At 41.2% G+C, this 13,691-nt stretch carries 12 protein-coding genes; 11 read left to right on the top strand and 1 reads right to left on the bottom strand.

What is annotated here, in order from left to right; all coding sequences use genetic code 11:
• The first annotated feature begins 3 nt into the window (after positions 1–3).
• From ASU00_RS17770 to ASU00_RS17755, 5 genes are all read left to right on the top strand, one after another.
• Positions 4–1,209, top strand: coding sequence for an exo-beta-N-acetylmuramidase NamZ family protein (locus ASU00_RS17770; protein WP_236712768.1), 1,206 nt, complete (start codon positions 4–6; stop codon positions 1,207–1,209).
• Positions 1,210–1,251: 42 nt separating this feature from the next.
• Complete coding sequence (locus ASU00_RS25080) at positions 1,252–1,530, top strand: hypothetical protein (RefSeq protein ID WP_152983788.1); 279 nt, start codon at positions 1,252–1,254, stop codon at positions 1,528–1,530.
• Positions 1,531–1,829: 299 nt separating this feature from the next.
• Positions 1,830–3,305: an N-acetylglucosamine-specific PTS transporter subunit IIBC gene (gene nagE, locus ASU00_RS17765; protein WP_057914820.1), complete on the top strand. Its 1,476-nt coding sequence runs from the start codon at positions 1,830–1,832 to the stop codon at positions 3,303–3,305.
• Positions 3,306–3,628: 323 nt separating this feature from the next.
• A complete protein-coding gene (locus ASU00_RS17760) occupies positions 3,629–4,057 on the top strand; it encodes a DUF1801 domain-containing protein (protein ID WP_057914819.1) in 429 nt (142 codons plus the stop codon).
• A gap of 48 nt (positions 4,058–4,105) precedes the next feature.
• Positions 4,106–5,149, top strand: a complete 1,044-nt coding sequence (locus ASU00_RS17755) for an oxidoreductase (protein ID WP_057914818.1) — start codon at positions 4,106–4,108, stop codon at positions 5,147–5,149.
• A 266-nt stretch (positions 5,150–5,415) separates the two neighbouring features.
• On the opposite strand, the gene ASU00_RS17750 is transcribed toward ASU00_RS17755, so the two are convergent.
• Positions 5,416–6,600 carry an MFS transporter gene (locus ASU00_RS17750; protein ID WP_057914817.1) on the bottom strand — a complete coding sequence of 395 codons (1,185 nt, stop codon included), beginning with the start codon at positions 6,598–6,600 and terminating at the stop codon, positions 5,416–5,418.
• 122 nt (positions 6,601–6,722) lie between these two features.
• Here ASU00_RS17750 and ASU00_RS17745 point away from each other — a divergent pair, with 122 nt between their 5' ends.
• The 6 genes from ASU00_RS17745 (at position 6,723) to ASU00_RS17720 (ending at position 13,675) form a co-directional block, all read left to right on the top strand.
• Positions 6,723–7,169, top strand: a complete 447-nt coding sequence (locus ASU00_RS17745) for a MarR family winged helix-turn-helix transcriptional regulator (RefSeq protein WP_057914816.1) — start codon at positions 6,723–6,725, stop codon at positions 7,167–7,169.
• 226 nt (positions 7,170–7,395) lie between these two features.
• Entirely contained in the window at positions 7,396–8,985 is a 1,590-nt protein-coding gene (locus ASU00_RS17740) for a long-chain-fatty-acid--CoA ligase (RefSeq protein ID WP_057914850.1), read from the top strand.
• A 741-nt stretch (positions 8,986–9,726) separates the two neighbouring features.
• On the top strand, positions 9,727–10,830 hold the full coding sequence (locus tag ASU00_RS17735; protein ID WP_057914815.1) for an amidohydrolase/deacetylase family metallohydrolase: 1,104 nt from the start codon (positions 9,727–9,729) through the stop codon (positions 10,828–10,830).
• A complete protein-coding gene (locus tag ASU00_RS17730) occupies positions 10,808–11,917 on the top strand; it encodes a DgaE family pyridoxal phosphate-dependent ammonia lyase (protein ID WP_057914814.1) in 1,110 nt (369 codons plus the stop codon). Before ASU00_RS17735 ends, ASU00_RS17730 begins: the two co-directional genes overlap by 23 nt.
• Complete coding sequence (gene dagF / locus ASU00_RS17725) at positions 11,914–12,669, top strand: 2-dehydro-3-deoxy-phosphogluconate aldolase (RefSeq protein ID WP_057914813.1); 756 nt, start codon at positions 11,914–11,916, stop codon at positions 12,667–12,669. The genes ASU00_RS17730 and dagF overlap by 4 nt, the downstream gene beginning before the upstream one ends.
• A complete protein-coding gene (locus ASU00_RS17720; protein WP_057914812.1) occupies positions 12,662–13,675 on the top strand; it encodes a sugar kinase in 1,014 nt (337 codons plus the stop codon). The genes dagF and ASU00_RS17720 overlap by 8 nt, the downstream gene beginning before the upstream one ends.
• Positions 13,676–13,691: the final 16 nt, after the last annotated feature.

The raw sequence follows: 13,691 nt of genomic DNA, 5'->3' as shown, positions 1-13,691 counted from the left end.
TGCATGCTAACTTTCGGAATCGTTTCTTCAAAAAGTGTAACCGCTGATAACGAGAAGAAAAAGAACAAGGTCAGTCCCGGTATCGAAGTTCTTTTAAAAGATGACAAGAACGTATTAAGCGGAAAGAAAGTCGGCTTGATCACGAACCCAACAGGCATCGACTCAGAATTAACGAGCATCGTCGATCTGCTTCATGACGATCCGGATATTCAGTTGACTGCGTTATTTGGTCCCGAGCATGGAGTGCGGGGAGATGCGCAAGCTGGTGCTAGTGTTGAGTTCTATATAGACGAAAAAACAGGGTTGCCCGTTTATAGCTTATATGGAAAAACGAAAAAACCGACGCCTGAAATGTTGAAGGATGTTGAGGTCCTCGTTTTTGATATCCAGGATGTCGGAACACGCTTTTACACGTATATCTACACGATGGCTTATGCAATGGAAGCGGCGAAAGAAAATGACATCCCATTTATCGTGCTGGACCGTCCGAACCCACAAGGCGGGGTGTCAGTTGAGGGACCGATACTTGAGCCTGAGTTCTCATCTTTTGTCGGTATGTATCCAATCCCTCTTAAACATGGGATGACTGTTGGGGAACTCGCGACATTGTTTAATAAGCAGTTTAAAATCGGAGCAGATCTAAAGGTCATCAAGATGAAAGGCTGGAAGCGAGATATGGATTATGACGATACTGGTCTCCCTTTTGTCTTGCCATCACCGAACATCCCGACCGTTTCCACGACATTCGTATATCCCGCTACAGGATTGATAGAGGGAACGAATGTCTCGGAAGGCAGAGGAACGACGAAACCATTCGAGTTGATTGGTGCACCTTATATAAACAGTGATGAGCTTGCTGGCAAATTAAATGCATTGCGGTTGCCTGGCGTAAAATTCAGGGCAGCATCCTTTACACCTACTTTTTCAAAACATGCTGGTAAACTTAGCCATGGAGTGGAGATTTATGTTTCGGATAGGAAGAAATTCAAGGCTGTTCCTACTGGGCTTCATATCATCAAGACCATCCATGATTTATATCCAAATGATTTTGAATTCCTGCAAGCAAACAACTTCAGTCTCTTGATCGGTAATGGCTGGGTAAAGGGGAAAATTGAGGATGGTGCATCTGTAAATGAGATCATGAGTGAATATGAGGATGATCTAGATGCATTTAAAAAGGTTCGCAAAAAATACTTGCTTTATAGATGAAGATAAAAGCTCGTTTAGACTTATGGCTGTAGACAAACTCGTTTGTCTACAGTTTTTTTAACGTTTCATTCCACACTTCGTGTCACGCTACATGAACGCAAGAATGATATGACGATTGGAGGGATTGAGTTAGACCGTTCCTTTCCACTGCAGGCGCTCCCTTATCCAGAGGCGGTCCTTGAGCCTCCTCGGCTTTTAGCCTGCGGTGTCTCAAGTAGACACGCATTCCCCGCAGGAGTGTCGCACCTTCCGTTTCATTCCACTTTGCGTGAACATGAAGATGGAGTTTCGTTTGCTTACCTACAGTTCTCAGAGTTTTAATGTATATGTAGGATACCCGTGTCACTAATAGAAGCGCAAGCAACAGGCCTACAGTACATCATCTCCGATCAAATATCGTCCGTTCCGTTCCCTCCACTTTGCATGAAGACGTAAGTGAATTCGGATCGTCCTTAGATTTGGAGGATCCCGTTTCATTTCATGCTTTTTAGTATAAATGTTGAGGCATTTGCCTAAAGTTGGGACATTTATATATGAAATGAGTTCTAAAATGGAAGGAACCGTTGTCTAATAGAATATGGGGGTTGCCCTAAATCTGTCATTGTCAGGAGGAAAGCGGAATGAAAAAATATCTACAAAATATTGGACGGTCTTTGATGCTGCCGGTAGCAGTCTTGCCGGCGGCCGCCATATTGATGGGTATCGGTTATTGGATAGATCCAGCAGGATGGGGAGCGGGAAGTCCGTTAGCGGCTTTCTTAATAAAAGCAGGTTCTTCGATCATAGACAATATGGCTATTTTGTTTGCCGTTGGAGTGGCATTGGGGATGGCGAAAGGAAAAGACGGAGCCGCCGCTTTGAGCGGGCTGGTAGCCTATTTGGTCGTAACGACATTGCTTTCCACGGACTCGGTAGCGATGCTGCAGGGAATCGATGCAAAAGATGTAAATCCAGCATTCGAGAAAATAAAAAATGCATTTGTCGGAATTCTCTCGGGGCTTGTGGCTGCTTCCATGTTTAATCGGTTTAGTAAGGTCAAACTCCCCGACGCCTTCGCTTTCTTCAGTGGCAAAAGGCTGGTGCCGATCCTCACGGCGGTTGCAATGTTACTGGTTTCGCTTGTCTTATTTTTCGTATGGCCGCTCATTTACTCCTGGTTAGTTACATTCGGGGAAGGAATAAGTGAGTTAGGCGCCGTTGGAGCAGGGATCTATGGATTCTTCAATCGGCTGTTAATACCAACAGGTTTACATCATGCGTTAAATTCCGTATTCTGGTTCGATGTAATAGGACTTAATGATATCGGCAAATTTTGGGCTGGGACAGGAATTAAAGGAACAACAGGCATGTATCAAGCTGGATTCTTCCCCGTCATGATGTTCGGTTTGCCGGCTGCAGCTCTTGCCATGTACCATACTGCAAAATCGCGGAAGAAAAAACAAGTGGCCTCATTAATGCTCGCAGCAGGTTTCGCTTCATTTTTCACGGGCGTTACTGAACCGTTGGAATTTGCTTTCATGTTTGTTGCACCAGCATTATTTGTTGTGCATGCCTTATTAACAGGGATATCATTAGCTATTGCTGCGACTTTCCAATGGACAGCAGGCTTCGGTTTTAGTGCAGGATTCATAGACTTTGTGTTAAGTTCCAGATTGCCAATGGCAAGTGAACCTTATATGCTACTTTTTCAAGGACTGGCTTTTGCAGTCATCTACTATTTCTTATTCCGCTTCTTGATAACAAGGTTCAATTTAATGACTCCCGGCAGAGAAGATGAACCAGAAGATGAGCTTGATGATGTCAAAGCGATTGCGGAAGCGGATATCAATCAAATCGGGGATAAAGAGAGTAAATTCTTTAAAATGGCTTCTTCTATTTATGAGGGATTAGGCGGAGACGCAAACGTAACATCGATAGATAACTGCGTTACCCGATTGAGGGTTGAAGTGGAAAATATGGAAGTAGTCGATCAGAGTAAAATCAAATCATCAGGGGTTGCTGGAATCAATATCGTGGGTCCCCAAAGCATTCAAGTCATCGTAGGGACACAAGTACAATTCATAGCTGATGAAATTGAAAAAATCCGGCGAAAATAGGATTGGATTAACTGTTTGCAACTGATACACTAAAAATCTACGATCAGAATGATATGTTCTGATCGTAGAAAAATTCACAAAATTTTAAACGCTGTTATTAAAATAGAATAAAAAGAATCAATGTTCTATAATATATAAGGTATTGATTGAAGGGTTTGCCATAAAGCATGGAGAATTAGTAATGAAGCTCGTCCGCGAAATCGCTTAATAGCTAGGAATATAGCGGATAGGCTGTATACATACACATCAATCCAAACACTATTCATATAGTGCGTGAGTTTTGAGCAAAGGACATCAAACTTTTAGTATGGGAGGGTCCGGTCATGTATAAACAAAAAACTAAAGAAACTGACAGTAACGTCATTGAGTTCATTGAGAACGTCGATAATCCAAAAAAGCGTGAAGATGCATATGAATTGTTGGATGTCTTCTCGAAAACGACAGGTTATGAGGCAAAGATGTGGGGACCGAGCATTATTGGATTCGGTACCTATCACTATAAGTATGAATCAGGTCACGAAGGGGATGCCCCTCTGGTAGGCTTTTCCCCTCGAAAAGCTAAAATCAGTCTATATTTCTCTCCAGAGGATAAAAAAAGGGAAGAATTGTTACAGATATTTGGAAAACACACTTCCGGAAAAGCGTGTGTGTACATCAATAAAGTGGCAGATATCGATAAGGATGTATTGAAACAATTGATTAATGAGTCTGTCAAATTTTTGAGAGATATGTACCCGAACAACGAATTGTAACCAGGTTATAATTATTTAAGAGTAACAAGAAAGCGAGTGGGAACGAAAATGAGAAAAATTAAAGTTGGCATAGTAGGGTACGGATTGTCAGGAGCTACTTTTCACGCGCCATTACTTAGTGTTTTAGGGCAGTTTCAAATAGCGAAAGTTGTCAGCTCTAATAAGGAAAAAGTTCAAAAAGATTTGAAAGATGTGGAAGTGGTAAGCAAATTAGAGGGAATTCTTGAAGACGCGTCCATTGAATTGGTTGTTATTACGACACCTAGTGGCTTGCATTATGAAATGGCCAAGCAAAGTTTGTTGGCCGGGAAGCATGTCATCCTCGAAAAGCCGATGGTAGTGGAGGCTTGGGAGGCAGAGGAGCTCAATAAGATTGCCGAGCAAAAGAAACTGCTATTAAGTGTCTATCATAACCGAAGATGGGATAATGACTTTTTGACGGTGAAAAAACTTATCGATGATGGGGCGCTTGGGGAAATCAATACATACCAAGTCCATTATGATCGATACAGGCCTGTGGTCAGGGATAGATGGAGAGAAAAGCCAGGTCCGGGATCCGGTATGCTTTATGACTTAGGGTCACATCTCATCGATCAGGCACTGCATTTGTTTGGTTTGCCGCAATTCGTTTGGGCAGATGTATTTTCCCAAAAAGAAAATGCAGAAACGGATGATTATTTTCATGTGATATTAGGATATGAAAAACTAAGAGTCATCTTGCATTCAGGCTCAATCGTTCCAGTTAATGGACCGCGGTTTCAGGTGCATGGAAGCAAAGGATCATTCATCAAGTACGGTCTTGACTGCCAAGAGGCGGCCTTAAGTGAAGGGAAAAAACCGATGGATGACTCTTGGGGTGCAGATGATCCCGAATTCTTTGGAAAGCTGGTTACGGTTGAAGGCGAAAATCAGATACATGAAACCGTTGAAACAGTGCATGGATCTTATTTAACGTATTACCAGGCAATTGCCGATAGTATATTGAGCGGGAAAAAAGCGCCAGTCACTGGACTGGAGGGGTTATCGGTCATTAAAATCATTGATGCGGCTTTTGAAAGCAGTAAAGAGAAAAAAGCCGTCTATATGAACTGAAATCCATTCAATTCACAATATCTGAATGAAAAGCGACCTTATTACTAAGAATAAGGTCGCTTTTCATATAGGGTAAATGCATGTAAATCAAAACGATGAAGCGAACACTCGAGAAGTTGAAGCGTTACTCGTGATTTATTATTTTGGAGGATCTCGATAATGATTACATGAAGATAGGAAAAACGGAAAATCATGACGAAACCCCCGAATAGTGAGCATTATTCGGGGGTTTGTTTAAAAGTATTAACCTGATCTTGCATTCAGCTCTAGGATAATGCCTTTTTATGAAGCGACCGTTTTTGCCAAGCCATGGTAATCATTAACGTAATGATCAAGAGGAAAAGGCCCAACATGAACGGATAGGTAATGTGGATATCGTACATTAATCCAGCTAAAGTAGGTCCCAGCACATTTCCTATGCTCATGTATGCATTATTCATCCCCATCGCAAAGCCCTGCTCATTTCCTGCCATCTTCGAAATCAATGTGTTAAGAACTGGACGTAAGATGGATGTGGAAAGGAAGATGATAAGTGAAATTAAAAAGAAAATCAGATAACTTGAAGCAAAAAGTGAAAGAAGGAAACCAACGGCTGCCACACTGATAAAGATATTCAGCACATTCACTTCCCCGAAACGGCGGACGATCCGGTCGACGACAAATAGCTGGACGATTACACTGACGATACCGGTTGCTGTAACCATGACGGCGATATCCTTTGGACTTGAATTGAATTGATTGTCAAGATAAAGACCAATGACAGATTCGTAAGCCATTAAACCAAAACTCATTACAAGTGTAATGATAAGAGGAATGAAATAGGGCATTTTTACAGATAAGGCAATCTTGCGAGCCATTGAGTCATTGTTCTCCTGGATAGTGGCAACTTGCTCCGTTTCGCTTTCCTTTAAAACAAAAATGGAAAATACCACGGCTGATAGTGATACGAGTGCAGAAATCAAAAATGGAAACTTTAAGCCAAAGTCAGCTAAAAATCCTCCAATCCCTGGACCTACTACAATCCCAAGCGACATCGCGGCAGATACTAAACTATTTCCTTTAGCTCGTTGATCAAACGTGGTGATATCCGCTACATAAGCAAAAATTGCGGGTATAAGCAAAGCAGCTCCAACTCCACCGATGATACGAGACGCATACAATAACCAAATCGAATTGACCGCATAAAAAATGAACATCGATAAAGTCAAACCGACCAATCCATAAATGATCATTTTTCTGCGCCCATATTGATCAGTCCATTTTCCCGCGATCGGGGAAAAGATAAGTTGGGCACCTGCGAAAATGGCGATCATTAGACCAGCGGCGGTTCCGCCTTGATTAATGGAAGCAAGGTATGCTGGTAAAATGGGTATGATGATACCGAAACTCCCTATTGCTATAAACATATTGATCATGAGAATAATGATCTTTTTGCGTTGTTCTGCTGACATGGACAGCCTCTCTCTTTCTTTAATAATCAATAACCAATTTAATTCGCATGGTTAATTTTTCGATACGTTAATTATGTTATAGTTAATGATAGATAGTTGTCAATAAGAAAGGATTGTCAAACATGAATCCAAGTGAATTGTATAATTTACATATAGAAATCAAGGAGCTAAGCAGCCTCTCCCAGGAATTGGTCGAACCGTTGTTGGTTAAATATGATTTAACATCCGTACAGTATCGCGCATTGCAGCTAATCGTCTTAGATGAATCGTTAGCTGTAAAATATGTATCGAATCACTTGAAAATCAAACCTGCAGCTGCAACAGCTCTAATTGACAGGCTTGAACGGAAGAATTTGATTGAAAGGTGTCAAAGCGAGGATGATCGACGAGTCGTTTACATCCAAGCCACGGAAGGTGGAAAAAAAACGTATCATTCCATCAATAAGTGTTTCACCAAGATCTTTAACGACTTTTATAGCGTGTTGAATGAAGAGGAAACGAAGCGCCTAAAACAAATCGTCGGAAAGCTGACAGAGCATGTATCGTCATGTATAGAGGATCAATGTTAATCTTGCAAAAAAGGGTTCGTTCCTTTTAAAATAAAAGCAATAGGTAATAAAGCGGTGCGTTCTAAAGTGGGACGCTTCTTTATCGGTATAATTATCTGAATATTAAAACTAATTAAACCCCCTTATCATTCGATATAGGAGGATATGTCAGTCGGAAATACAATATGAATCAAAAGTTTATGTCCTTGACTCATGAGGAACATTTCGGATGAAGGAGTTGGTTATCATGATTTCACCATTAACCCCAATGGATTGGAAGCGAAGGGCCGTAAAATATTATCCTCACAAAGTGGCAGTGATCGATGAAGAGAAAGTGTTTACATACAAGGAATTCGGCCAGCGTGTCGATCAATTTTCGATAGCACTATGTTCTTCAGGAATAGAAAAAGGTGATCATATTGCTGTGATGTTGCCGAATACACACTATATGCTGGAATGTTTTTATGGGATTTGTCAATTGGGCGCGGTAATGGTGCCCTTGAATTACAGGCTTTCTGCTAAGGATTTGGAATATATAATCAAACATAGCGATGCAAAAATGTTGATAGTCGATGAAGAATTCACCGCTCCAATCGAAAAGATCATTTCTGAATTATCATTGGAAAAAATCATAATTGTACCTGTTGAAGGACATGAAACCACTTTACCTGGAATAAACTATGAGAATTTCATTTTACATGCATACAATGAAAAACTCCCAGAGCTTACAATCGATGAAAATCAACTTTTGACTATCAATTATACGAGTGGAACGACCTCAAAGCCAAAGGGGGTCATGTTAACCCACCGCAGCAATTACATGAATGCCGCCAATTTCATTTATCATCTGGCATTGAGGCATGATGATGTGTACCTCCATACGCTCCCCATGTTTCATGCCAACGGATGGGGAGGAGTTTGGGCGATTACGGCAACTGGGGGTACCCATGTTTGTTTGAGAAAAGTCGATCCGGCTCAAATCCTCCATTTATTCTCACAATATACTATTACGTTATTATGTGGAGCACCGACTGTCGTCAATATGCTCGTGAATGACCCAAAGGCAAAGGAAACCGAAATCAAGGTGCGTCCACGCATGGCAACGGCGGGAGCTCCACCATCAGCCGCCCTTATTCATAAGGCGGAGCAGACCCTGGGATTGAATATGATCCACGTATATGGATTGACGGAAACCTCACCATTCATCTTATATAATGAATGGAAGGAAGAACATGAAGCCAAATCAGCCGATGATCAAGCAATGATAAAGGCAAGACAAGGGATTGAATTGGTTTTTAATGGGGAGACGATGGTTGTCAATCAAGACGGGGTGGAAGTCGCTTGGGATGGGAAGGAATTAGGAGAAATCATTACTCGGGGCAATGTTGTCATGGAAGGATATTATAAAGATCCGGAAAAAACGGCCGAAGCGATCAGGAACGGCTGGTTTTACACAGGTGATCTGGCCGTGACCCATCCTGACGGATATATTGAAATCCAGGACAGAGCTAAAGACTTAATCATATCCGGGGGCGAAAATATCTCTTCAACAGAAATAGAAGGGATATTGTATAAGCATCCTGATGTATTGGAGGTCGCGGTCATCGCCGTTCCGCATGATAAATGGGGTGAAACGCCAAAGGCGATCATTGTCCTTCAAGATCATGCGTCTGTGACGGAAAATGAAATCATTACCTTTTGCCGCTCCCGAATGGCTCACTTTAAAGCCCCTACAACCGTTGAATTCGTAAAAGCCTTACCGAAAACGGCAACAGGCAAACTGCAAAAATACCGTTTAAGGGAAATCCATTGGAAGGGAATAAAAAAAGTGAATTAGAGTCTTTCCATTTATTTACGGGACATATAATAACAGGCTGCAAAATCATTAAATAAGCATTTCTACAGCTTGTATTAAAAGGGGGTTCGGAATGGAAAATTCCGAACCCCCTATATATGAGATTTTCGCTTAAAGTTAAAAGGTTCGAGCTCTATAAGCCTGATATGTAAGGCTAATGTGGATGTAGGAAAGCCCCAGGTCCTCTGTAAAACTGATTTTACCGAGGACTTTTGAAAAAATCGACTTATCGGATAAATATCTTTATATGAAAGGTCAAGATATATATGGAAAAAAATAAAAAGAGTTTAAAGACAGTGTTGATAGTCCTTATTTCTTTATGTTTAGGTTTTATCATCAGGTTGTCTTCCATAATAATAGCTGATCGAAATTTATTTTCCATGTACAACATAGACCTATTACTATTATTTATAGCAATGGTTGGCTTAATTATATTGTTGTATATAAAGAAAAAAGGGTAGTATGTAACGATTCATAAAAGTCGGGAGGGAAAATTTTTTTCCTCCCGACTTTTATTTTAAGGACTAAAATTCTTAATGAGATTACATTACTAAAGCAAAAGCTAATGAAAATATAATTAAACATTATAACGTTATATTGATTAATTTTAAAAAGTGTGATAATCTATGTTTATTCAGATAAATAAACAAATGAAAAAGAGTTGTAAACGTATCCAAATTGTTATTTAACAAATTATAGGGCGTACCGAAAAGGATGAGTGAAATGACAGGTAGGTTCGTACTGCAAAATGTAAAAACGATAAATGGAATTGCTGTAGACATCATATTGGAAAATGGAAAAATTATTGAAATTGTCCCGCCCGGAACTGGGATAGGCGATAAAATAATCGACTATAAGCAGAAAGTATTTGTTTCTAGTGGATGGATTGATTTGCATGTACATGCCTTTCCGGAACTAGATCCTTATGGTGATGATGTTGATGAGATTGGCTATAAAACGGGTGTGACGACGGTGATTGATGCGGGGAGCACCGGGGCAGATCAAATTTCCGATCTGGTTAGCAGCTATAAAAACTCCAAAACGAATGTTTTCGCCTTTCTGAATATTTCGCGGATCGGGTTGAAAAGGATTGATGAGTTATCAGATACTTCATGGCTTGATGAAAAGGAATTAAAAAAGGCCATTTCACAGTATGGTGATTTTATAGTTGGACTTAAAGCGAGAATAAGTAAAAGCGTCGTAGGTCCCAATGGTATCGAACCATTAAAAATTGCCAGAAAATTCTCTGCTGATACTGGATTGCCTTTAATGGTCCATATCGGTTCAGGGCCGCCTGATATTAGAGAGGTCCTTAATTTACTAGAGCAACAAGATATTATTACGCACTACTTAAATGGTAAAGCCAATAATTTATTCGATGAAAAAGGAGAGCCCCTACCTGAATTTAATAAAGCGATTGAACGAGGGGTTCATCTGGATGTTGGTCATGGAACAGCAAGCTTTTCTTTTCCAACTGCAGAAGTTGCAAAAAAGAGGGATATTCGCTTCAATACGATCAGTACAGATATATATCGGGGAAATCGATTGAATGGACCTGTTTATAGTATGGCAAATGTGCTTACTAAGTTTTTGTATCTTGGATACCCCTTAAAAGAGGTAATAGATGCAGTTACGGTTAATGCAGCAGTGTGGCTGCGTAAGCCAGAGCTAGGAAGGATTTCAGTAGGGGATATAGGAAACCTGACTTTATTTTCAATTGAAGATGAGTCAACCCTTCTGCAGGATTCAGAAGGCGAAAAAAGGATGGCGGAAAAAAGAGTAGTCGTAAAAGGAGTGGTTATTAATGGAGAATTCAATGAATGCTAAATACGGTTTGAAAAGAGTTATTAATGCTAGCGGAAGAATGAGTATACTAGGTGTTTCTGCTCCAACTGATACTGTGATGGATGCGATGAAAACAGGTGGACAAAATTATGTTGAAATCTCTGAATTAGTCGATAAATCAGGACAGCATATAGCGAATTTACTTCAATCTGAAGCAGCGGTCGTCGTAAACTCAGCTTCCAGTGGAATTGCCCTTTCGATTGCGGCAATCGTGACTGAAGGAAACAGAAGGAAAAGTGAAAGACTTCATCAAGATCATATTCAAAAGAATGAAGTCATCATGCTGAAAGGACATAATGTTCAGTATGGAGCGCCAGTCGAAACGATGATTTACCTTGGTGGCGGAAAATTGGTTGAAGTGGGGTATGCGAACGAAGGCAAGGCAGAGCATATTAGCGATGCCATTAATGAAAATACTTCGGCTATTTTATACGTGAAATCACATCATGCTGTTCAAAAAAATATGATATCGGTCGAAGAAGCCTGGGAAGTGGCCAAAGCTAATAATATCCCTTTGATTGTTGATGCTGCAGCGGAAGAAGACTTGAAAAAATATGTACAAGTCTCGGATTTAGCGATTTACAGTGGTTCAAAAGCGATTGAAGGACCAACATCGGGTATTGTTGCTGGGAAACAAAAATATATCGAGTGGTTAAAGGTACAATTGCACTGTAGTGGCAGGAGTATGAAAGTTGGCAAAGAAACAACCTTTGGGTTGCTTCAGGCATTGGATGAGTATTTTGTCAAAGCGGACAAAAGCGAACAAGAAAAAGCTAGTTTACAAGTTCTTGCGTCTCTGGAATCAATTGATGGCGTAAAAGTAACGATTGTTCAAGATGAAGCAGGTAGGGCCATCTATAGAGCTCGTATCTCCATCGATCCTGTGGTTACGGAAACAACGGCAAAGGAAGTTAACCTGCAGCTGAAAAATGGAAATATTGCCATCTACACTCGTGACTATGGTGTACGTCAAGGCTTTTTTGATATTGATCCGCGTCCATTGCAAGGTGATGACATTCATGTCATTGAAGCTCAGTTAAGAACCATTTTAGGAGGGAATCAAGGATGACTAACATAAACAAACGTTTTTTGAATGATCGAGTGGCTCTTAATGTGCTTGCCAATAGTGTTGAAAACGCTGTGGAGGTATTTAACGCAGCGGAAGGCCATGTCTTGGTTGGGGTGCTTTCTAAGGATTATCCAACTGTAGAAGCCGGCGTTGATGCAATGAAAGAGTATGGCGATGCCATAGATGAGGCAGTTTCAATCGGCCTCGGTGCTGGTGATAATAGACAGGCGGCAGTTGTTGCAGAAATTGCGAAATATTATCCTGGCAGCCATATTAATCAGGTGTTCCCAAGCGTAGGAGCGACAAGGGCCAATTTAGGCGAGAAGGATAGTTGGATAAATTCACTCGTTTCTCCAACTGGCAAAGTTGGTTATGTGAATATTTCCACCGGGCCTGTTAGTGCAGGTGCGAGTGAAACTGCCGTTGTACCGATCAAAGCGGCAATTGCCTTGGTCCGGGATATGGGCGGCAATGCGTTGAAATACTTCCCGATGAAGGGCCTGAAGCATGAAGATGAGTATCGTGCCGTGGCAAAAGCTTGCGGTGAAGAAGGATTTGCCTTGGAACCAACTGGCGGTATCGATTTGGAGAATTTCGAGACCATCCTGGAAATAGCATTAGAAGCAAAAGTGCCTAAAATCATTCCGCATGTTTATTCTTCCATCATTGATAAAGAAACCGGAAAAACGAATGAGGAGGATGTAAGGAAATTATTGAACATGACAAAAACATTGGTTGAAAAACATGCCTAAACGGATTGTGGCATTCGGGGAAGTGATGATGCGCTTGCAGGTTCCGGGACATGCACTATTATCACAAGCTAACACTTTGCAATACTCCTTTTCAGGCACTGGGGTAAACGTAGCTTCTGCTATGACAAAGCTTGGGCACGATGGTTATCTGGTGACAAAATTACCGGATAATCCTCTTGGGGATTCAGCGGTGGTTTCCTTGCAGCATTTAGGCATTGAACGGGATTTCATCATCAGGGGCGGCAAGTATTTGGGGATGTACTTTCTGGAGAACGGCTTTGGGCAACGGGCAAGCCGGGTCACCTATTCAAATCGGCTGGAAAGCAGTTTTAATACAGCTTTGCTTTCCGATTATGACTTGGATCTGATTGCTGAAAAGGCTGATATCATTCATTTTTGCGGGATTACGCTTGCTATGGCGGATAATGTACGGGAAAGCATGAAGGTGCTGGCGAGAAAGGTGAAAGACAAAGGCGGTACGGTCTGTTTCGATTGCAATTACCGCCCTTCCTTATGGGAGGGAGGGTATGCAGTTGCCAAGCCTCATTATGAAGAGATGCTTTCTTTGGCGGATATTGTCATGATGAATGAAAAAGACGCACTGTATATTTTAGGAATGAAGTCCAATTCCTCACAAAGGGATGGACAGCTTAGGGATTTGATCCCTGAAGTGGCCAAAAAATTCAATATCCAGTCGATTGCGGGGACACATCGTTCTATCAATAGTGATAATACCCATACTTTACGTGGATACTTGTACAAGGAGCATACATTTCACTTTTCGGATAACCTATCATTTTCCGTTTATGATAGAATAGGTTCAGGCGATGCATATACGAGCGGAATCCTCCATGGAGAATTGACAGGCTTTTCCCCGGAAAAGACAGTTCTGTTTGCGGCTGTATCAGGAATGCTGGCGTGCACTGTCGTTGGTGATACTCCTTTGGCAACTGAGATGGAGATACTGTCCGCCATGGAAGGTAAAATGGAAGATATAATGAGATAAAAGGCAGGAGATATGG

Source organism: Peribacillus muralis, assembly GCF_001439925.1.
Lineage (GTDB): Bacteria > Bacillota > Bacilli > Bacillales > DSM-1321 > Peribacillus > Peribacillus muralis.
The sequence above is the reverse complement of the archived record's forward strand: the minus strand, read 5'-3'. Positions and strand labels throughout refer to the sequence as shown.